Annotated in this window: 19 protein-coding genes; 10 read left to right on the top strand and 9 right to left on the bottom strand. The window is 63.7% G+C overall.

Going from position 1 to position 20,697, the window contains the following annotated elements; genetic code table 11:
* The first annotated feature begins 3 nt into the window (after nucleotides 1-3).
* Both eda and GRI38_RS00695 read left to right on the top strand, forming a co-directional pair.
* Nucleotides 4-615 (top strand): bifunctional 4-hydroxy-2-oxoglutarate aldolase/2-dehydro-3-deoxy-phosphogluconate aldolase, encoded by a 612-nt coding sequence (gene eda / locus GRI38_RS00700; RefSeq protein WP_160681110.1) that lies wholly within the window; start codon nucleotides 4-6, stop codon nucleotides 613-615.
* The gene (locus GRI38_RS00695; RefSeq protein ID WP_160681109.1) at nucleotides 612-3,386 is read left to right on the top strand and encodes a phosphoenolpyruvate carboxylase; all 2,775 of its coding nucleotides are present in this window, start codon (nucleotides 612-614) and stop codon (nucleotides 3,384-3,386) included. The genes eda and GRI38_RS00695 overlap by 4 nt, the downstream gene beginning before the upstream one ends.
* Before the next feature lie 7 nt (nucleotides 3,387-3,393).
* On the opposite strand, the gene tilS is transcribed toward GRI38_RS00695, so the two are convergent.
* The 5 genes from tilS to GRI38_RS00670 all read right to left on the bottom strand — a co-directional run bounded on the left by tilS (nucleotide 3,394) and on the right by GRI38_RS00670 (nucleotide 8,911).
* The gene (tilS, locus tag GRI38_RS00690; RefSeq protein WP_237487296.1) at nucleotides 3,394-4,461 is read right to left on the bottom strand and encodes a tRNA lysidine(34) synthetase TilS; all 1,068 of its coding nucleotides are present in this window, start codon (nucleotides 4,459-4,461) and stop codon (nucleotides 3,394-3,396) included.
* On the bottom strand, nucleotides 4,364-5,284 hold the full coding sequence (locus tag GRI38_RS00685; RefSeq protein ID WP_160681107.1) for a tetratricopeptide repeat protein: 921 nt from the start codon (nucleotides 5,282-5,284) through the stop codon (nucleotides 4,364-4,366). Before GRI38_RS00685 ends, tilS begins: the two co-directional genes overlap by 98 nt.
* Nucleotides 5,285-5,400: 116 nt before the next feature.
* Nucleotides 5,401-6,258, bottom strand: coding sequence for a RodZ domain-containing protein (locus GRI38_RS00680; protein ID WP_237487295.1), 858 nt, complete (start codon nucleotides 6,256-6,258; stop codon nucleotides 5,401-5,403).
* A gap of 137 nt (nucleotides 6,259-6,395) precedes the next feature.
* Nucleotides 6,396-8,666 (bottom strand): phosphoenolpyruvate--protein phosphotransferase, encoded by a 2,271-nt coding sequence (gene ptsP, locus GRI38_RS00675; protein ID WP_160681106.1) that lies wholly within the window; start codon nucleotides 8,664-8,666, stop codon nucleotides 6,396-6,398.
* A gap of 89 nt (nucleotides 8,667-8,755) precedes the next feature.
* A complete protein-coding gene (locus GRI38_RS00670; RefSeq protein ID WP_160681105.1) occupies nucleotides 8,756-8,911 on the bottom strand; it encodes a YdcH family protein in 156 nt (51 codons plus the stop codon).
* 217 nt (nucleotides 8,912-9,128) lie between these two features.
* Here GRI38_RS00670 and GRI38_RS00665 point away from each other — a divergent pair, with 217 nt between their 5' ends.
* Nucleotides 9,129-9,338 carry a YdcH family protein gene (locus GRI38_RS00665; protein ID WP_160682369.1) on the top strand — a complete coding sequence of 70 codons (210 nt, stop codon included), beginning with the start codon at nucleotides 9,129-9,131 and terminating at the stop codon, nucleotides 9,336-9,338.
* A 99-nt stretch (nucleotides 9,339-9,437) separates the two neighbouring features.
* Nucleotides 9,438-9,932: a DUF1465 family protein gene (locus GRI38_RS00660; RefSeq protein WP_160681104.1), complete on the top strand. Its 495-nt coding sequence runs from the start codon at nucleotides 9,438-9,440 to the stop codon at nucleotides 9,930-9,932.
* 212 nt (nucleotides 9,933-10,144) lie between these two features.
* On the opposite strand, the gene glpK is transcribed toward GRI38_RS00660, so the two are convergent.
* A complete protein-coding gene (gene glpK / locus GRI38_RS00655) occupies nucleotides 10,145-11,620 on the bottom strand; it encodes a glycerol kinase GlpK (RefSeq protein WP_160681103.1) in 1,476 nt (491 codons plus the stop codon).
* Nucleotides 11,621-11,825: 205 nt separating this feature from the next.
* On the opposite strand from glpK, the gene GRI38_RS00650 reads away from it, so the two are divergent.
* The 4 genes from GRI38_RS00650 (at nucleotide 11,826) to nadA (ending at nucleotide 15,288) form a co-directional block, all read left to right on the top strand.
* A complete protein-coding gene (locus GRI38_RS00650; protein ID WP_160681102.1) occupies nucleotides 11,826-12,695 on the top strand; it encodes an MBL fold metallo-hydrolase in 870 nt (289 codons plus the stop codon).
* Complete coding sequence (locus tag GRI38_RS00645) at nucleotides 12,680-13,390, top strand: DUF4230 domain-containing protein (RefSeq protein WP_160681101.1); 711 nt, start codon at nucleotides 12,680-12,682, stop codon at nucleotides 13,388-13,390. Before GRI38_RS00650 ends, GRI38_RS00645 begins: the two co-directional genes overlap by 16 nt.
* A gap of 75 nt (nucleotides 13,391-13,465) precedes the next feature.
* Complete coding sequence (locus tag GRI38_RS00640) at nucleotides 13,466-14,209, top strand: adenylate cyclase (protein ID WP_160681100.1); 744 nt, start codon at nucleotides 13,466-13,468, stop codon at nucleotides 14,207-14,209.
* 89 nt (nucleotides 14,210-14,298) lie between these two features.
* Nucleotides 14,299-15,288 carry a quinolinate synthase NadA gene (gene nadA / locus GRI38_RS00635; protein WP_202389809.1) on the top strand — a complete coding sequence of 330 codons (990 nt, stop codon included), beginning with the start codon at nucleotides 14,299-14,301 and terminating at the stop codon, nucleotides 15,286-15,288.
* Between the two features lie 7 nt (nucleotides 15,289-15,295).
* Here the strand turns inward: nadA and GRI38_RS00630 are convergent, their stop codons facing one another.
* Nucleotides 15,296-16,114 carry a Brp/Blh family beta-carotene 15,15'-dioxygenase gene (locus GRI38_RS00630; RefSeq protein ID WP_160681099.1) on the bottom strand — a complete coding sequence of 273 codons (819 nt, stop codon included), beginning with the start codon at nucleotides 16,112-16,114 and terminating at the stop codon, nucleotides 15,296-15,298.
* A 3-nt stretch (nucleotides 16,115-16,117) separates the two neighbouring features.
* Entirely contained in the window at nucleotides 16,118-17,026 is a 909-nt protein-coding gene (locus tag GRI38_RS00625; protein WP_160681098.1) for a bacteriorhodopsin, read from the bottom strand.
* 145 nt (nucleotides 17,027-17,171) lie between these two features.
* Between GRI38_RS00625 and GRI38_RS00620 the strand changes: the two genes are divergently transcribed.
* On the top strand, nucleotides 17,172-18,464 hold the full coding sequence (locus GRI38_RS00620) for a DUF2254 family protein (RefSeq protein ID WP_160681097.1): 1,293 nt from the start codon (nucleotides 17,172-17,174) through the stop codon (nucleotides 18,462-18,464).
* Entirely contained in the window at nucleotides 18,465-19,784 is a 1,320-nt protein-coding gene (locus GRI38_RS00615) for a DUF2254 domain-containing protein (protein ID WP_160681096.1), read from the top strand.
* On the opposite strand, the gene GRI38_RS00610 is transcribed toward GRI38_RS00615, so the two are convergent.
* Nucleotides 19,781-20,683 carry a DMT family transporter gene (locus GRI38_RS00610; protein WP_160681095.1) on the bottom strand — a complete coding sequence of 301 codons (903 nt, stop codon included), beginning with the start codon at nucleotides 20,681-20,683 and terminating at the stop codon, nucleotides 19,781-19,783. The two genes, GRI38_RS00615 and GRI38_RS00610, sit on opposite strands and share 4 nt — an antisense overlap.
* Nucleotides 20,684-20,697: the final 14 nt, after the last annotated feature.

Genomic DNA, 20,697 nt, shown 5'->3' with positions numbered 1-20,697 from the left:
GACATGACCATCGACGAAATCATGCGCAAGGCACCGGTAATTCCCGTCATCGTCATCGATGACGTCGCTCATGCCCAACCTTTGGCGCGCGCGCTCGTCGCTGGCGGCCTCAACGTGCTGGAAGTGACGCTGCGAACTCCGGCAGCGCTGGAGGCGATCCGCGAGATGCGCCAGGTTGAAGGGGCCATCGTGGGTGCAGGTACGGTGACCAATCAGCGCGAGCTTTCCGACGCCCTCGAGGCAGGCAGCGGATTCATCGTCTCGCCGGGTCTCACCGAGGCGCTCGGCAAAGCAGCCATTCGTGCAGAAGTGCCGTTTCTGCCCGGCATCGCCAATGCAGGAGACATCATGCGCGGCCTCGATCTCGGCCTCGACCGGTTCAAGTTCTTTCCTGCCGTCGCTGCGGGGGGATTGCCAGCATTGAAGGCACTGGCGGCGCCGTTCGGACAATGCCGGTTCTGCCCTACAGGCGGTATCGGACCGGAGAGTGCGGCGGAATGGCTCGCCTTCGATCCTGTCCTGTGCGTCGGGGGAAGCTGGGTCGCACCCAAGGGCGCACCGGACGAGGCAACCGTGGAGCGGATCGCCCGGGAAGCACGGACGCTTCGGCCATGACACGGACTTTCGCCTCGGTCGAGGAATGCAATGAGCGCCTGCGGCAATTGCACGAACTGACACGCGAGACGCCGCTCTTCAATCCAGTCTTCCAACTTTCGCTCGACCTGTCGCGCGCGTTAGAGAACAAGAGCATGGATCTCGCGGCTTTCGGCCAGATCGTCAGCGACCTGGAATGTCGAACGCTGCGCGACCGGGCGATGCGCTTGCGCAGCCTGGTCGAACCGGAAGGCGTGGTGCTCGACGATCTGATCGAGAACGACGCGACTGTCGATGAGGCGAACGAGCTTTGGGCAAAGCCGCAACTGCACGCCGTGTTCACCGCCCACCCGACCTTCCTGCTGACGCCGGAACAAAGCGATTCTCTCACTGAAGCGGCAAGCAGGACCGGCGACATCGGAGAAGATATTTGCCTGCCGCCCGCCGACCGACCCGCCGTTACGCTGGCCTACGAACATGACCGGGCGATGCGCGCTATCGCCAACGCCCAGGACGCGCGCGACCGGATCGTATCAACTTTGCTGAAGGATGGCAGAGGGCGCTGGCCGGACGACTGGCATGACTTCGCGCCGCGCCCGTTCGTCTTCGCCACTTGGGTCGGCTACGACATGGACGGTCGGACCGACATCCGCTGGTTCGATTCGATCGGCTTCCGCCTCAAGGAAAAGGCGCAGCGTCTTGCGCGCTATGCTTCCGATCTCGAAGCAATCGATCCGAATAACCGGCTCTTGGAGAATTTGCGTAAGGCGCAGCGATACACGGAGGCGCGCGCCAAGGATTTTGCCGAGGATTTGAGCGACGCGGCGGCCCTGTCCGCTGCCGCAAACCGGCTGACTCTGGACGACCCCGACAAACTCGTTTCGCTTGAAAAGATCATAGCGGAACTGGACGAGGATGCGACGCGATCGACCGGCGAAAAGGCCATCGCCCTGCGCACGCTTGCGCTCGCCATGCAGAGCGACGGCCTCGGCATGGGTCACATCCATTTCCGGGTCAATTCCAGCCAGTTGCACAATGCCATTCGCCGGCGCGTGCCCGATAGCGGTCATCTTGATCTCGCGAGCCGCGGAGCGATCTCGACTCTTCGCGAGATGGTCGAAACCGTCGAACCTCTCGATACCAATTTCGGTGCGCTCGCCATCGAAAGCAGCACCGCAATCCGCCAGTTCCTCGCGATGGCGCAGATCCTGTCGCACATTGATGCCGACACGCCCATCCGCATGTTGATCGCGGAATGCGAGCAGCCTGCGACGGTTCTCGCTGCACTTTATTTCGGAAAGCTGTTCGGCATTGCGGACAAGATCGACGTGTCCCCTCTTTTCGAAACCGAAGAGGCTTTGGAACACGGCGGACGCTTCCTCGATGCGCTGCTTTCGGAACGCCCCTATCAGGACTACGCCCGGCGACGCGGACGGGTGGCGATCCAGACAGGTTTCTCCGATGCGGGCCGGTTCGTCGGGCAGATCGCGGCAAGCCTTGCCATCGAACGCCTGCAAGGACGCCTTGCTCAGGCGATGCGGCGAAATGACCTGACGGACGTAGCCGCCCTCATCTTCAACACGCATGGCGAGAGCATGGGACGCGGAGCGCATCCCAACGGCTTCACTGATCGACTGGAATGGCCGCTCTCCCCCTGGGCGCGCGGACGATTTGCCAAGGCTGGCATAACGCTCGAACCGGAAGTCAGCTTTCAGGGCGGCGACGGCTATCTGTTCTTCGAGACCCCGGAACTTGCCTTGGCGACGTTATCGAAGATCGTTCATCTTCGCCCGGCAGAGCCGCAAAAGAAGCAAGAGGATCCGTTTTACGAACGAACCGATCTAAGCCTCGATTTCTACAGGGCCATTCGCAGTCACCAGCGAGCTTACCTGAAAAGCCGTACTTATTCGCGCGCGATCACTTCCTTCGGGCTGGGATTGCTGAATGAAACGGGCAGCCGCAAGTCGCGGCGGCAATCGGACCTCGCCGCAGAGCGTGAGATGAGCCTGCGCCAGATACGGGCCATACCTCACAACGCCATTCTGCAACAGCTCGGCTACCCGGTGAACGTGATTGCCGGGGTCGGCAGCGCGGCCGACGACAATTACGAGGACATCTCGGCTCTCATCAACGAGAGCCCGCGCGGTCGCCAGATCGTCCGCCTCGTCCGGGCATCCAACGCACTTGCAAGCATCAAGACCGTCGCAGCCTATGGCGAACTGTTCAATTCGGCCTTCTGGGCAAGCCGACCCTATCGCGGAACCGAGGAGCATTTGTCCGATGCGTGCGAGACGCTGGCCGAATACCTCATTTCCGACGATCGCAACGGCACCTTCCGGCGGCTTGCATCGCAGCTTCGGGTCGATGCCCTGAAACTGCATCGCCTGCTCGCCCTCATTCCGGACGAAGCGCCGCTCGACGACAGGGAGACCGTTCGGCGCAGGATTGGCGTCTTACAATCCCTAAGGCTTGCCTTGATGCAACATATGTTCATCAAGATCGCGTCCATCCCACGTTTCAGCAGGGCCAACGACATCAGCCGGCACGACGTCATGGAAATGGTCTTCACCTTACGTGTCGACGACGCGCTCGCGCAGTTGCGGCGTGCGTTTCCGACGCATTTCCCGCAGATGGACGACTTCGATCTGAACGAGGGTAGCCAGTATCCCGATAGCGAGACCGACAGTTACGCGGCGATCCGGGCAGAATATATCGATCCGATCGAACAGTCCTATGCCCTCATCCTCAGGATCAGTGCCGCCATCGCGAACGAGTTCGGCGCTCACGGTTAGTCTGTTATTAGCCGGTACGGCGCGGCGGTTCTGGTCGGAAAAGCCAGGTGGCGTCGTTCGCGCTTCTCTCGGCCGTCACCAAGATACCGGCCATTGACGCGTTTTCGCCGCGACCAAGCCGTGCCGCCATCATGGCTGCTTCGCGTCTCGTGATGGACGCGCCAAGATTTGCCATGATCGCCACGACCGTTTCGGTAACGACGAGGCTCGGAGCGCGCGGCACATAGGCAAGTGCTTCTCCCCGCTCCAATACGTTGGCGGCAAAATCTTCTTTAGCTTGATCTTCGACGAATTGCAGAGCTTCGGCCAGATGCGCAGCTGAGCGAGACCATGCTTCAGCATCGATCCAGTCAGCATCTGCCAAAGCCTTGCGCACTTCGACACGGTCGAAGCTGTCATCCTCGTTCGATGGATCGCGTACCGGTTTCAGCCCAGATGCACGGACCAGCGCCTCCAGCTCGGCTTTTCGCCAGCCCAGAAGTGGTCTCATAAGGGTCACGCCGCTTCCTGGAACAACGGTGCGAGGTCTGATGCCGGCGAGGCCACCGAGCCCGCTTCCGCGATTGAGGCGCATGACCAGCGTTTCAACCTGATCGTCGGCATGATGGGCAGTGGCGAGCGCAGCCAGCCCCTTGCTGATGACCCAGTGCGAGAGGGCATCATAGCGGGCCCTGCGTGCCTCTGCCTGAAGGTTGCCAGGCGCTACCTCAATCGTGAGACTGCTATGCCCGATGCCGAGCTTCTCGCAGATTTCGGCAACGAACCGAACTTCATCAGCACTTTCCGCGCGCAAGCCATGATCGACGCTAGCGACTTCGATCTTTCCGCGAAGCACCTCGTTCGCCAGCAGCATGAGCGCCAGAGAATCGGGCCCGCCCGAAACCGCAACGCCCAGCGTGTCGCAGTCCGAACGCTCGTGCCAGAGAGCGTCGAGATCGGCGGCAAAGCGCCGCGTCAGCGCCGGATCGATCGCCTTGTCAATTGCAACGCACCTTCGCGCGCGATGCCCGATACTGGTCAGACAGCCGGCCGACCGCGAGCGCCGGATAGGTCTCGCTGAACTCCGCCAAAGCAATGCACGCGCGCTCGGTATCATCGATCGCGATCATGGCTTCGGCCAGATACAAAAGGCTGTCGGCTGCGCGGGCTGCCTGCTTGTTTTCGTTGTAGTTCTCCACGAACCAGGACGCTGCTTCGCGCGGTTTGTTGTCATCGAGATAGGCCCGGCCGAGAAGATTGCGCCCAAATGTCGCGCGGCTGTGATTGGGGTGGGCTTGAACGAATTTCGTCAGTTGCTGCTGCGCTTCGGGAAAGAAACCCGCCTCCCACAGGCGATAGCCGTACACATATTCGTCATCGCCCGCATCGCCGGTCGAGGGTTTGACGATCGCCTGAACCGCCGCGATCCGTTCGGGCGAAGGTCCCTGCACCTGTGCCGGTGCGCCGTTACCGCTGCCCGGAGCCATCCCGGTGTCGATCGCTCCTTCCCGCGGCAGGGCCGGAGCCGGCGGCGGAGCATTCGCTTCCTCGAGCATCTCGACGCGGTCCGTCAATTGCCGCAGCACATTGTCGTTGGTCTCGGTTTGGGCGGTCAGACGCTGCAACTGACGTTCGAGCGCATCGAGCCTTGCAAGGACGTCCGTCAACGCGCTGGTCGAGGGTCGGGCGATGTTCTGCTCGGCAGGCGCAGGCTGCCCGGGAGCAATCTCCGGTTCGAAAAAGCGTCCGTCGCCGCCCGGAAATACGCGGCGTTGAAGGGCGCGGATTTCCTGTTCGATCTTGCGCAACCGGGCATCGTCGGTTTGCGCCATCGCCGGTGCGGAAGTCGCCAGCAACGCCCCCGCCACCGCGCTTCCCGCAATCAGGCGCGTCGCCCTCAAGACCTGTCCTAAACCCATCCTCATCTACTCCGTCCGATCATTGTCCCCTCGCAAATATGGTGTGAGGGCGTCAGCCTCGTCCTATAATTCGGCATCGCTGAATGTGCGATAACCGTTTGCGAAACCCAAGCTCCTCAGGTTGCACCGTCTGTAGCAACCGGCGCCGCTGGCGTTTGCGTGGTTTCTTGCCGTGCGAGCAACGCCTCTGCCGAAATCGGCTGGTCGCGCATGACGAAATCGTCCTCGGCGAGTTTCGCCACGCTCTTCCCGTCGATCGTGATAGCAAAAGCATCGGGCCGCCCGGTCCATATCTGCGGATTTTCGGCATCGGCCGGGACAACGAATGTCTCGTTGCGCGACATCTGCGCCTCGTAGAGCCGCTCGCCCTCTCCATCGTAAAAACGCGCCCAGATACCATCCTCAAGCGCCGTGAAGACGACCTCACCTGCCGGATCGATCGCATTCGCCGGGGCTGCCGCCTGTTGCGTCTGCGCTGCGGCGATCGGAGCCTGCTCTTCCTCGAGCGGCGCAGGCCCCATGCCTGGCGAAAAGTAGGCACTGTAGAACGCGTAAATTCCGGCCAGCAGGACTATTGCAGCGACTATGCCGAACCAGGCGAGACCACGCGATGGCACACGAGCCGGATCGCCGGGTTCAAACTTTGCAGGACGGTCGGCATGATCGGCCTCGGAAACGCCCATTTCGGCACGAACGCGATCGGCAATCTCGCGATCGTCGAGGCCGAGCATCTTGGCGTAGGTGCGCGAAAAACCCACTGCGTATGTACGAGCGGGCAGCGCCCCAAAATCACCGCGCTCGATCGCGCTCAGATGTCGTTCCGGTATTCGCGTTTCGGCAGAGACCTGCGCCAGATCGAGACCAGCTTCGCGCCGCGCATCGGCCAGCGTCGCGCCGACGCCGCCATATCCGGCACCTTCGCCTTCGTCCATGAAACCGTCGTGGTCCTGGGTTTCGTCCGTCTCGTCGATCATTTCGTTATCCTGCGCGCCCGCGATTTATCGCTTCTCGCAACAAACAGCCTCGACGCCCTTCCTGTCAAGCGAAGCCAACAAGAAACGAGGCGGATTTCCGCCATTTCCTGCATGGTTGCGCAAGATGCTGCGCGAACCTACTCGATATCGATGTCGCGTTCGCTCGCCCAGCGCGTCAGTTCGTCGCGCATGCTTTCGGGCGGCGAAGCCAGCCAGGCCTGCATTGCCGGTTTCAATTCGTTCAAATCGACCTTCCGGATCAGTTCCTTAATCGGCCCGACCGCCGCTGGCGTGATCGACAGGCGCGTGATGCCAAGACCCAGCAGCGCGAGGGCCTCCAGCCGCCGCCCGCCCATCTCGCCGCATACGCTGAGGCGAACGTCGTAGCCTATGAGCGAACCGACAATCCGCTGGATGAAGCGAAGAATGGAAGCGTTGAGCCAGTCGTAGCGCCCGGCAAGGCGCGGATCGGCGCGGTCGGCGGCGAACAGGAACTGGGTCAGATCGTTCGTGCCGATCGACAGGAAGGAAAGGCGCGGCGCGAGCTGATCGAGCACTTCCGCTAGCGCCGGCACTTCCAGCATCGCGCCGTAGCGCACCGCGTCCGGCAGTTGCTTTTTGCGCGACTTCAGAAAAGCGAGCTGGGCCTCGAAAACGTCCTTGGCGGCGTCGAATTCCCACGGCTCGCTGACCATCGGGAACATCACGTTGAGCTCGCGGCCTGCCGCCGCTTCGAGCAATGCGCGCGCCTGCACCTTCAGCAGGCCTTCGCGTTCGAGGGCGAGGCGAAGCGCACGCCAGCCCATAGCCGGATTTTCCTCTCTCGGGCCACCATCCGAGCGGAGATAGGGGACCATCTTGTCGCCCCCGATGTCGAGGGTACGGAAGACGACAGGCTTGCTCCCAGCGATGTCGAGCACGTCGCGGTAGAGCCGCGTCTGGCGCTCGCGTTGCGGCAGCGAGGCCGAAACAAGGAACTGGAATTCCGTCCGGAACAGGCCGACGCCGTCTGCCCCCGTCAGTTGCAGCGACGACATGTCGTCCCGCAGACCCGCATTCATCATCACGACGATACGAGTGCCGCACCGGGTGAATGGCTCGACGTCGCGCAATTCCGCGTAAGCGGCGCGTTTTTCACGCGACTTGGCGGTGCGTGCCGCGAACGCGTCAATCATGGGGGCCGCTGGACGCAGCGTGACCACGCCCTGATCGGCATCGAGCAGCAATTCCTCGCCTTCCCTGATGCGCCCCCGCAAGCCGCCGACCCGCCCTAGCACCGGAATGCCCATCGCGCGGGCGACGATAACCACGTGCGACGTCAGCGATCCTTCTTCGAGGACAACGCCCTTCAGCCGCCTGCGGTCGTATTCGAGCAGTTCCGCCGGGCCGAGATTGCGCGAGATAAGGATGGAATCGCGGCGAAGTCCTTGCGTTGCCGCCGTACCGATCTGGCCGGAAACGATCCGCAGCAGACGGTTCGACAAGTCCTCGAGGTCGTGCATCCGGTCGGCCAGCAACGGGTCGTCGATTTCGCGCATCCTCATGCGCGTTCGCTGCTGGACCCGCTCGATCGCAGCTTCGGCCGTGAGACCGCTGTCGATCGCCTCGTTGATGCGGCGCGACCAACCCTCGTCATAGGCGAACATCTTGTAGGTCTCGAGCACTTCCTCATGCTCTCCGCCCTTGCCGAACTCCACCTGGACCGTCATCGCATCGATCTGTTCGCGCATCCGGTCGAACGCACGGTATACGCGCTGGCGCTCGGCCTCCGTATCCTCTGCGACGACCTGTCCGATTTCGACGCGTGGCTGGTGGAAGACCGCGTTGCCGAAGGCGAGTCCTTTGACGAGGGTAAGCCCGGACACGAGCTCCGGCTCGGTGCCATAGCGACCGAGAGCAAGCGCCTCCTCCTCGTCGATAAGCTCGTTATGGGCGATCAGCTCGGACAGGACCATGGCCGTGGTCTGCAACGCCTCGATCTCGACATCCTCGTAGCGGCGCGGTTCGACGTGCTGGACGCAAAGCACCCCCACAACGCGCTCGCGATAGACGATCGGCACGCCGGCGAAGGAATGGAATTTCTCCTCCCCCGTTTCCGGGCGATAAAGAAAGTCGGGATGCGAGCGCGCCTCCGCGAGGTTCAGCATCTCGCTCTTTTCGGCGATCGTGCCGGTCAGCCCCTCGCCGATCGCCATGCGCGTAACGTGGACCGCGCTTTGATTGAGGCCCTTGGTCGCGAACAGTTCGAGCTGGCCCTCGCGCAGGAGGTAGATCGAGCAGACTTCGCTATCGAGGCTTTCACTGACGATTTCGGCAACGCGGTCGAGCTTTCCTTGCGCGTGCATGCGCGAGGCCATGACCTCGTGCATGCCGGTAAGGATCGATCGGGCTGAAGCTGCGGCGGACATGGTTGCGAGAGTAACAACAATTTCCACTGCAAGGCAAAAGCTATCCGCGCATTATCGGCGGGGGCGAAGAATTGAGGGTCAACCGGTCTCTAGAGACCGGCCAGTTCCTCCTTGATCCTCAGCTTTGCACGCTTGAGGCGCTTGATCGTCGTATCGTCGGGATGCGGTCGGCTCTGCTCGCTTGCCAGCCGGGCTTCGAGGCCGGCATGTTTGTCGTTAAGGGCGGCAACGTGCGACGATACCATCTGCATCTCCTTCGTTTTTGGCGTTCCTGTTTTGGTCGGACCGTTCTACCGAGCGGTGCTTTCCGATTCGCGAACTTCACGATACAATCATATCTCGGTCGGTATGCGAAGGGGCAGCGAAGCATCGTCGAGACGACCGCGGCGCGTCATGCGACGAACCGTGAGCGTAATCGCTTTGCCAGGAAGACCGATTGTTCGAGGGACGAGAATGACAGGCATGACGGAACAGGAATTGCGCAAGCATCTGGGCTCGCTCCTGTCCGAACACCGCGACCTCGACGCTGCGATCGCGGCGCTGACCGAAGCCGGGCGGGAGCGCGGCTATGTCGACCAGTTGCAGATTGCGCGGCTCAAGAAGCGCAAGCTCATCCTGAAAGACCGGATATCCGCAGTCGAGGACAACCTCCTGCCGGACATCATCGCCTGATAGAGCGAATTGTGCCGGAACGGCACGGAGCTTGAATTTCAACGTTAATTTCCGCTGCTTCGTTAGCCAATCGCGCAGTTCGAGCGTATGGAAGTGGTCATGACGAACATCCTTCAGAACTCACTTGACGGCGACCCATCGCACGGAACGCTCAACGCAAAGATCGTCGAAACGCTATACGGCGAAGCGCTGATGCTGGCTGACGAGGCGCGCGAAACCTTCAACCGGAAGCGCGAGGAAGTGTCCGATATTAAAGGAAATCTCCAGGCGCTGGCGCTGTCGGTGGAGACCTTGCGCACGACGACGCGGGTGATGCACATGCTGGCTTGGCTGCTCAATCAGCGGGCCTTCTTCGCGGGCGAGTTGTCCGCTCGGCAAGTCAAGGCTTTCGGGCCTTTGCCGGAGGTCAACCCCTCCGATCCCGAGCAGGTCGCGCTGCTCGACCGTGATACGCAGGAGATCATCGCCCGATCGGAGAGTCTTCACGGCCAGATTTCGCGGCTGGAGCGCGCAAAACTGCGGGAAACGGCGGCAAACGACCAGGGAAGCATCGGTGACATCAAAGGCAAACTCGAAGCCGCTTTCGGCGGATAATCGTGTCTTTTCATGAACTTGGCCGCGCATGAGCGGTCAGCGTCCACATTGATGTCTAAACGCACCTCAAGGGCACCTAGACCCGCAATCCGGTCGTGGAACACCGAGCAAATGATGAGCCTTCCGGCATCATGGCCGGAGCAACCTCTGAGGCTCGTCGAACTCCTTTCGGCACGCCATTCGACTTCCCACCGAAGTCCAACAGAGACTGATCAGATTGCTGAGAGAGCCTTCTCCCATAATGCGCGGCGCTCGGCGCGTTCCTCATCCCCCATCTCCGGTGCGAAGATAGCCGTCTCGCCGCGCATCGCATCGGCGGCCTCTTCCAGCGAGCGATAGACCCCGGCCCCGACCGCCGCCAGCATCGCCGCGCCCAGCGCCGTTGTCTCTACCATGGCGGGGCGTTCCACCAGCAGGTCGAGCATGTTCGCGATGTCCTGCGCCATCCAGTCGTTCGCGCTCATCCCGCCATCGACCTTGAGCGAGGTCCATTCCGCCCCGTCGGCGGCGAAGGCTCGCGCAAGGTCCGCGGTCTGGTAACTCATCGCCTCCAGCGCCGCGCGCGCGATCTGCGCCCGCCCGCTCGAAAAGCTGAGGCCTGCGATGACGCCCCGCGCCTCGGCCTTCCAGTAGGGTGCGCCCAGCCCCGAGAGCGCGGGCACGATCACGACGCCGCCACTCGTCGGAATGGAGCGGGCCAGTTCCTCGGTCTCGGCAGCGGTCCCGACGACCCCCAGCGAATCGCGCAGCCACTGGACGAGGCTGCCCGCGACGAACACCGATCCCTCCAGCGCGTAGGTGCGCTCGCCGTTTAACTGGTAGAGAACGGTGCCGAGCAGGCGGTGTTGCGAGCGCGGCAGGGCAGAGCCGTTATTGGCAAGGATGAAGGCGCCCGTTCCGTAGGTCGCCTTCGTTTCCCCCGTCGCGAGGCACCCCTGCCCGATCGTCGCTGCCTGTTGGTCGCCCGCCATGCCCGCAATGGGAAGCGCCGCGCCGAACAGTTCCGGTAAAGTTTCCCCGATCGTGCCTGCGCAATCGACCACCTCTGCCAGCGCGCTCTGCGGCACGCCGAACAGGGCGCACAGTTCCGCGTCGAATCCGCCATCCGCCCCGTCGAGCGGGAGGAGCAGCGTGCGCGAGGCATTGCTCGCATCGGTGACGAAGCGGCCTCCCGTCAGCTTGTAGACGAGCCAGCTTTCGACCGTGCCGAGCGCCAGCCGACCATCTTCAGCAGCGGCGGCGACACCCGGTTCGTTGTCGATCAGCCAGCGCATCTTCGTCGCGGAAAAATAGGGGTCGAGAAGCAAGCCGGTGCGTTGCTGCACGCTGTCCTCATGCCCGTCCCGCTGTAATGCGGCGCAGAAATCCGCCGTGCGCCGGTCCTGCCATACGATGGCGCGGGCCAAGGGCTCGCCGCTTTCCCGGTCCCAGGCGACGACCGTTTCGCGCTGGTTCGTGATGCCGATGGCGGCGATGGCGGCGGCCCCGCCTGCGCGTTCGACGACCGCGCGAGCGCAGCGCAGCGTCTTGTCCCAGATCTCCGCCGCGTCGTGTTCGACCCGGCCAGGGGCAGGATAATATTGCTGCAATTCGGCCTGTTCGCTGTCGAGCACCCGGCCTGCCTCGTCGAACAGCATCGCGCGCGTCGATGTCGTGCCTTCGTCGAGTACGAGAATTCGCTGCGCCATTGTCTTCTTCGTTCCCTCCCCAACCGATCGGACATGCTTCCGCCTCCAACCGCTAGCGAACCGAGTCTTGCCGCCCGGCCCGCGCGGGTGCAAGTGACGACCGCCGAAACCTTCCCCCGCCAGACGCATCGCCGACCCGTCCCCGCCGTTATCGTCACCAGCGCGGGTTCTCGACAAAGCGGCGTTCCGCCACCATATCCCCTCCATGGCGATCCCTCCCAAACCGTGGCCGACCGGGCAGGTCGAGCAGTGCGAACCGCTCGTTGCGCGGGTCCTCGCGCCCAACCCCTCCCCCTACACCTATACCGGGACGCAGACCTATATCGTGGGCGCGGAGGAAGACGTCGCGGTCATCGATCCCGGCCCCGCCGAGCCGGATCATGTCGCGGCGCTCGTCGATGCACTGGCCGGGCGCAAGGTCGCCGCGATCATGTGCACCCATACGCATCGTGACCATTCGCCCGCCGCAGTTCCGCTGGCAGAGCGCACCGGCGCACCGGTGGTCGGCTGCGCGCCGCTCGTCCTCAACGATGCAGGACCGCGCGCCGATGCTCCGTTCGACCGGACCTACGCGCCTGACCGCGTCCTCGAAGACGGGGAAGCGATGCAGGGAACCGGCTGGACGCTGCGCGCCGTACATACGCCCGGCCACACGTCGAACCATCTGTGTTTCGCGCTCGAGGAAAGCGGCGCGCTGTTCACCGGCGATCACGTAATGGGCTGGTCGACCAGCGTCGTCGTGCCGCCCGACGGGGACATGGGCGATTACATGAAGAGCCTCGGACGCCTCGGCGAACGCGACGACCGGATCTACTATCCGGCCCACGGTCCGGCGGTGGAAAAGCCGAAACAGCTGGTGCGCGGAATGATGGGCCATCGCCGCCAGCGAGAGAACCAGATCCTGCGCCTGCTGAACGAGGATGCGCGGCCCGTGCCGGCTTTCATCGGCACGATGTACAAGGGCCTCGACGAACGGCTCATCCCGGCGGCGGAAATGTCGGTGACGGCGCATCTCATCGACCTCGAAAAGCGCGGCCTCGTAGAGCGAACGGGAGAAATATGGCAGACCGTCTGAGACCTTCCGACCGCGTGCGTTCGCCCGAAATTCGCACGGACCCGCCGCTTCCCGAACGCAGGACCGGCAATCCGCTGCGCGTCGTGCCGTGGTTCCTCGTCATTGCGCTGCTCGCCGTGGTGGCATGGCTCGGCTGGCGCGCCTTCGGACCCGATCCGGACGGCGACCCGCTGGCGACGAGCCTCATCGCGTTCGAGGAACAGAACCGGTTGACGGTCTTTTCCGCGCAGCTCGCCCCGGTCGTCTCCAGCACGGACAGCCGCTTCTTCGGCACCGTCAATTCGCGGCAGGTGGCGGTCATTCCGGCGCGCGTGGATTACACGCTCGACCTGTCGGGCGTCGATGCCTCGCGGCTCGGCTGGGACGAGGCGAGCGAAACGCTGTCGGTCCGCCTGCCGGACATCACGGTCGGCAAGCCCAATCTCGACGAGGCGCGGGCGCAATATCTGCGCGAAGGCATCTGGATCAGCCGCGAGGCACAAGACGAACTGACGCGCGCGAATACGAGGCAGGCGGAAACGCAGGCGGTGAAGAACGCGAACAACCCTGTCCTGCTGCGGCTGGCGCGCGATGCGGCCCGCGCCGCGGTGACGCAGAACCTGACGACGCCGCTCAAGGTCGCAGGCTACGAGAACGCGCAGGTCGAGGTGAGTTTCGACGGCGAGAACGCCGCTTCGGGTCAGGCGGGTAGTTGACGGATTTTCGTCCCCTGATGTAGAAAGCGTGCTCAAGGTCGCAGATCGGTTTTCTCATCGAGGGGGAGACGCTTCATGGCGACCAGTGCAAGTCCTGCAGGCGGGCAGGCGAAACGTCCAAAGACACCATTCGCGGCGGATAACAGGTTTTACGGCAGGCTGGCGGTCGCGCTCGCGTTGCTGACGTTTTTCGCTTTCGCGCAATTCTCGTTGCGCGGTCTTACCGACATGACCGCGATGCCGGCGATTACGCATCTGCACGCCGTCATCATGGCGGGCTGGGTCGGGCTTTACGTTGTGCAGGGCTGGCTCGCGGCGACAGGACAACTGTCCTGGCATCGGCCGCTCGGCTGGGCGGGCGCCGCGTTGGCCGCCCTGGCAGTCGCGACGGGCTTTGCCGTGGGCACCGTGACCCTGTCACTGGGGCGCGTGCCGCCCTTCTTCGACCCGGCCTATTTCCTCGCCCTCACCTATTGCCAGTCGCTCACCTTCGGCGTGCTGGTCGCGCTCGCCATTGCCAATCGCAAGCGGACCGACTGGCACCGGCGACTGATGCTGGTCGTCATGATCGTGCTGCTGGAGCCGGTGCTCGGCAGGCTGTTGCCGCTGCCGCTGATGGGCACGTGGTTCGTCTGGCCGCAGCTGGCCGCCCAATTGCTGGTCCTCGCCTTCGCGATGCGGCATGACGGCAAGGTGCTGGGCGAAGTGCATCCCGCGCTGACCTTAGGCGGAGCGGCGCTTATCGCAAATTTTGCGACGATCCAGTTGCTTCACCGGTTCGGCCCGTTTCGCGACTACGCCCTCGGCCTGACAAGCTGATCCAGGCAAAAAGCGCCGGAACGGCCTCGCCATCCCGTCCGTTCGACCTATATCGGGAACAGACAGCACGCAATTGACGGGATACGACGATGAGCGCTCAAGACAAGACCATGCCTGCCGGCGACGATCTGCTGGCGGAGATCGAGCGGCTGCGCAAGGAGCGCAATGCCGTTATCCTCGCGCATTACTACCAGAAGCCGCAGATCCAGGACCTCGCGGATTTCGTGGGCGACAGCCTGCAACTCTCGCAGATGGCGGCGGAAACGGACGCGGACGTCATCGCCTTTTGCGGAGTGAAGTTCATGGCCGATACGGCAAAGATCCTGTCCCCCGAAAAGATCGTGGTGCTGCCCGATCTCGATGCCGGATGCAGCCTTGAGGATTCCTGCCCGCCCGAGAAGTTCAGGGCTTTCCGCGAGAAGCATCCCGACCACATCGCGCTGACCTACATCAACTGCTCGACCGAGGTGAAGGCGCTGTCCGACGTCATCGTCACGAGTTCCAGCGCGGAAACCATCATCCAGCAGATCCCGAAGGATCAGAAGATCATCTTCGGTCCCGACCGGCATCTGGGCGGCTATCTGAGCCGCAAGTTCAATCGCGAGATGCTGCTCTGGCCGGGCGTGTGCATCGTCCACGAGGCTTTCAGCGAGACCGAATTGCTGAAGCTGAAGCAGCAATATCCGGGTGCGCCGATTGCCGCGCATCCCGAATGTCCGCCGACGATCATCGACCACGCCGACTATGTCGGCTCGACCAGCGGCATCCTGCAATTTGCGGAGACGTTCCAGGGCGATACGCTGATCGTCGCGACCGAGCCGCACATCATCCACCAGATGGAAAAGGCTCTGCCGGGCAAGAACTTCATCGGTGCGCCCGGCGCGGACGGCAATTGCGCGTGCAACATCTGTCCGTACATGGCGCTCAACACCCTGCCCAAGCTCTATACCGCGCTGCGCGACCTCGAACCGCGGATCGAGATCGAGGAAGGGCTGCGCCTCAAGGCGAAGCAGAGCCTCGACCGGATGCTCGAGATGGCGAGCGGCACCATCGGCAAGGGCGACCTCGGCAAGGTCTGATGCGCGCCTAGCGCTCCAGTCGCTCGGTCAGCATGTGCGGGGTGGCAAGGCCGAAGGCGAGTGCCGCCGCGATCCGCACGTCGAGCGCGCCGGTCCAGACGAGTGCCGCGAGGGCGATACCACCCGCCGTCGCGACCAATGTCGGCAGGGCCACCGCTTTCCAGACCGTTGCCGCACCGTATTGCGCGATCTGCCGCCGCTGGATCGGCACCGCATGGCCGACGAGAAAGATGAGGCCCACCGCCAGCACCGGGTGAAAGAACGCCGTCGCGAGCAAGGCGATCGCCGCTTCCCCGCAGCCGCGCTGGTTGCGGAACAGGGCGAAGGCGACGAGGACGCAGCCCCCCGCCCCGACAAGGGCGAGCAGCGTCATCAGCGGATCGGCCGGTGCCTGACCCAGAACCGTTTCGAACACCCGCGCGGTCTCGTCGCGGCGGAACAGCGCGCTGCCTCCGGTCGCAAGAGCCGCGATGGCATAGCGCGCCAGTTCGCCCATCGCGCAGTCGCTCCGCCCGAAATGCCACGCCGACAGCCCGAGGAACAGCGCGAGACCGGCGATCGGCGCGGTCAGAAACAGGCCGGCGACCGCCGCCCCCACGACCAGATAGGCAAGCGCCTCCAGCACGCCGTAGCGTTGCATCGTACCGCCCTGCTCGTCACCGGCTCCGTGTGAGAGGCCGGCGGCGAACAGGATGAGGCCGAGTGCGACGGGAAACGTGCCGCCCGCGAATTGTGCGGCAACGGCAAGGAAAAGCGCGCTCCACGAAACGAGGGCCCCGGCATCGTGCCAGGGCCCCCGCCTTATGATCCGCGTCGCGCGCAGCAAGCCCTAGTCTCCGCGAATCGAAGCGGCTTGCGCTCCCGCAGGCGTGGTCGACAAAGCTTCGGCTGCCGGCATGTAGCCTTCGAGCGCACTGCGCCGCAGGACGTAGCGCGACAGGATGACGCCGTAGATCAGCTTCGCCGAGATGTCGGCGATCGAGTAGAGCAGCTGGCGAACCACCACGACATCGCCCGTCAGGCCCAGTTGCGGCAGCGCGTAGGCGATCGGGTAAAGGCCCCACGTCGCGAGGAAGAACCACCAGATGTTCTTCGGCCACGCCTTGAGTTCTGCCGGACTGCTCGCAATGCCCGCGCTGATCGTGCCGCGCACTTCGAGGATCAGCCAGACGAAGAACACGGTCGAAATGATACCCCAGATATTGAGACGCGACCAGTCGCCCGCTTCGCCGAACTGGCCGTAAAGGCCTGTCCAGATCATCAGCAGCGCCGGGATCGCCATGCGCAGGGCGCGCTTGTGCAGATCGGGCCGCGACAGGGCAAAGGCGATCGGCAATTGCGTCAGGAGGATAGGAACGGTGATCGTCCAGTTACCGTAGCGAAAGGCGTTGGTGAAGGTCTCGCCATTGGCCAGCGGCTGGTAGACGGCACCCGTAAAGGCATAACTTTCCTGCCAAAGGGAGAATTCGCGCAGCAGGCTGAGACCCGCACTCGCCATGACCACGGCGGAGAGGATCGGCACGATGCGATAGCGCGGGGCAAGCTGCATGCTCGTCATCAGGAAGTAGAGAATGAAGGCGAAATGCGCGCCGTAGCTGACCATGAGGATCAGCGAGCCAGTCGTGTACTGACCGGTCGTCAGCGGGATGTAATTCTCGATATTGCCGAGCGTCGCCGGCAGCGAGCCGATTGGCGGTGTCGCCCCCTGCTGGACCGGTATTACGCTAAGTGTACTCATTGTATTTTCTCCCGAAGAGAAATTGACGAACGCACCTAACCCGGATCCACCCCCTCGCGGCTCGCATTGAGTGCCGCAACGAAACGCGGCATCGCACGTTTGGTTGCCAGCGGGTTGTCCGCCGTCATCAGGGGGAACGTTCGACATGATGGAAGGGGGTCCGGTAAAGGGCTTGTTCGGCTGGGTCCTGCACCGCCTTACGGCGAGTTACTGGTCCGTTCCGCTCGCAGCGACGATCATCGCCCTGCCCGCTTCCTGGGCGGCGCTGACCATCGATCGCGAAGGCTTCGGCGCGGATATCTACGCCGACAACCTCGCCCTCGTGCCGGTCGCCGGGGCAGCGCAGGAATTCGCGAGCGTCGTCGCCGGTGTCAACGCGGCGCTGCTGACCCTCTATTTCTCGATCACTCTGCTCGTCCTGACGATTGCGACCGCCAATCTCGGTGTCCGCCTGATCGACCGGTGGCTGGACAAGCGCCTGACGCGCATTTCGCTCGGTGGCTTGTCGTTCAATCTCATCTTCTCGCTCGTCGTCCTCGCGGCCATCGATCCCGATGCCGCGGCAGCCGATATTCCGCACGGCACGTTATGGGCGCTGATCCTGCTCGAGACCGTCAACGTCGCAATGCTGGCGGTTGCCCTGCACGATCTGGGCCGCACCATCTTCGTCGACCGCTCGATCGCCCATATCGCGCGCGATGCCGGACGGGACCGCCCGGCCATCGTCGTCGCCGATCCGTTCCAGGGGCATTTCGCCGACCGGATCGCAGCCCCTCGTTCGGGCTATGTTGAGGGGATCGACCTCGACCGCCTCGCCAGCGATCTGGCGACGCATCCGGGCCGCATCCGCTTCTGCGCGCCGCCGGGTCGGCACGTCATGGCAGGCGAACCGCTCGCGCTGCTGGAGAACGGCGGTGCGGATCACGAAACCGTGTGCCGCAGCATTCCCATCGGCCAGTTCAGAAGCGGGGGCCAGGGCGCGGTGTTCGACATTCGCCTGCTGGTCGAGATCGCCGCGCGGGCGCTGTCCCCTGCGGTGAACGATTTCTATACCGCGCTCGCCTGCGCCGACCGGATGGCCGACGCGATGGTCGCGCATGAGACGCTTTGGGTTTCCGAGGAGAAGGTGGCGGCTTACGAAAAGGCCCCGCGTTTCGAATTGCCCGGACAGGACTTCCGGGGTTTCTACGACTATCCCCTCAAAGGCTTTCGTCAGGCCGCTTCGGCTTATCCTTCCGTCACCATTCGCATGATCGACAATTTCGGCCGGGTCGCGCGGCAGGTGAACAATGCGGAACTGGTTGCGTTTCTGGAAGAACAGGCCCGCGAATGGGCTCGCCATGCCATCGAAAAGGGCGCGTTCGAGGGCGATGCGAAGGACATTCGCGAAGCGCTCAACGGCTTTCTTGAGCGGCGCGAAAAGGACACGGAAGAATAAATGGCGAAGCTGACCAAATTCTGGACTTCGGTCAATGCGAGCTACTGGTTCCTGCCTGCGCTGTTTTCACTCGTCTCGCTGTCGCTCGCATTGTTCACGATCTATCTCGACCGCAACGGCTTCGCCGACTTTCTCAACGATGTAACCTGGTTGCAGCCTGCCCGCCCCGACGGGGCGAACAACATGCTGACCGTCATCTCGGGAACGATGATCAGCGTCGCCTCGACCGTCTTTTCCATCACCATCGCGGCGGTCGCCTATGCCAGCGGCAATTACGGCCCAAGGCTGCTCACGAATTTCATGGAGGATCGCGGCAATCAGTTCAGCCTCGCGACCTTCATCGGGACGTTCGTCTATTCGATCACCGTGCTGCGGACCGTGCGGGCGGAGGACGAGGCGGCCCCCAATCTCGAAGTCGCCGCAGCCAGCACGCTGCCGGGTTTCGTCCCGCAGCTCTCGCTCCTCATCGCGTTCATCATGATGGCGTTTTCGGTGGCGGTGCTCGTCTATTTTCTCAACCACGTCCCCGCCTCCATCCGGATCAACAGCGTGCTGGAGGGGATCGGCAGGCGCCTGCTCGACGAGATCGAGGAGCGTTTCCCACGCGACAATGCCGGGGATCGCGCGGGGGCAGCGCCGGAGGGCGTCCCGATCATTGCGAAGAAAACGGGCTACATCCAGATCATCTCGTTCAAGCGGCTCGAACGACTGGCGAAGCGCGAGAATGGAACCCTGAAACTCGCCATTCGCACCGGCGACTTCGTCCATCCCGACGTGCCGCTCGCTTACTGGGCGGACATGGACGCCATCGAGAAATCGCCAGACGACGAAGTGCGCGAATGCTTCACCATGGGCAGCATGCGCACGCCGAGCCAGGACATGCAGTTCCTGATCGACGAACTGGTCGAGATCGGCCTGCGCGCGCTGTCGCCCGGCATCAACGATCCCTTCACGGCAGTCACGGCGGTTCACTGGCTCGGCGCGGCAACGGCGCAACTGGCAAAGCGCGACCTCAATCGCAGCTTCGCCGAGGACGGGGAAGAGCCCCACCTCATCACGCTCGACGACGATTTCGAGCATTACCTGACGCGCGGTTTCGGCGCGATGCGTGGGGGCGTGGCGACGAGCCGGATCGCGACGCTCGTGACGTTCGACGCCCTGGTCGATGCGGCGACGACGCTCGACGACGAGACCCGCCGCGGGCAGATCAAGCAGGAAGGCGACCGGCTGGCGGCGCAGGCGCGCGAGCATCTCGTCGGCCCGGAACTGACCGAGGTCGAGGCGCGCTACCAGATCTTCCTGCAGAAGATCGAACGCTAGGCCGTCCGCACCCGCGCAAAGACGAGCGCAATCCCGACGAGCACCATGCCCGCTATGTCCATTGCGCCCAGCACTTCCCCGAACTGCAGGAAACCATAGATTGCCGCGATGGCCGGCTGCGTCAGCAGCGCGAGCCCGATGACGAGCGGGGTGAAGTGCCGCAAGGCATAGACGAGCGCGCCCTGCCCGATCAGCTGGCTCCCGATGAACAAAGCTACGATCGGCGTCCAGTCGCGCGGCCAGACCGGCTCGCCCAACACCAGCGCGATGAGGAGGAGCACCGGAGCCCCGGCGATGCAGACGAGCGTCAGCAGGCTCCAGCTGCCCAGCGCCTTGCGCGCATCGTGCAGGACGAGGAGATAGACGGCGTAGAACAGGCCGGCGACGAGGGCGAAGACGTCTCCGACCAGCGTCGCGGCGGATATCTCGAGGCTGCGCCCCATGAGGATGCCCGCCCCCAGAAACGCCGAGACGAGCGCTAGCCACTCGCGGCCGCCGGGCCATGCACGCGCCAGCACGAAGCCGGAGACGAGCAGGACGAGGCTACCCGAATTGCCGAACAGCGTCGCATTGCCGAGCCGCGTCTGGGCGATACCGATATGCCAGCTGGCAAGGTCGAGCGCGAAGGCGATGCCGGCAACCGGCACCAGTATGGCGGCCTTTCGCGGGATGGCGAACACCTTTTCGCCGCTCGCCCGCGCGAACAGGAAAAGGAACGGCACGGCGAGCGCGAGGCGCCAGAACCCGGCCGAGACCGGCCCGGTATCCGCCACCCTTACCGCCCATGGCCCGAGCGCGAGCGCCACATTGCCGAGAAGAAGCGCCGCCCAGTGTCGCAGCAGCGGTTCGCCCGCTGGCTTTCCGGCATCCGAGGCCGCAGGACGGGTTGTAACGCTCACCGCCCAGCCCTAGC

It is taken from the genome of Parapontixanthobacter aurantiacus, assembly GCF_009827635.1.
In the GTDB taxonomy this organism is placed as follows: Bacteria; Pseudomonadota; Alphaproteobacteria; order Sphingomonadales; family Sphingomonadaceae; genus Parapontixanthobacter; species Parapontixanthobacter aurantiacus.
Note: the sequence above shows the minus strand (reverse complement) of the source record. Positions and strands in the feature narration are given on the sequence as shown.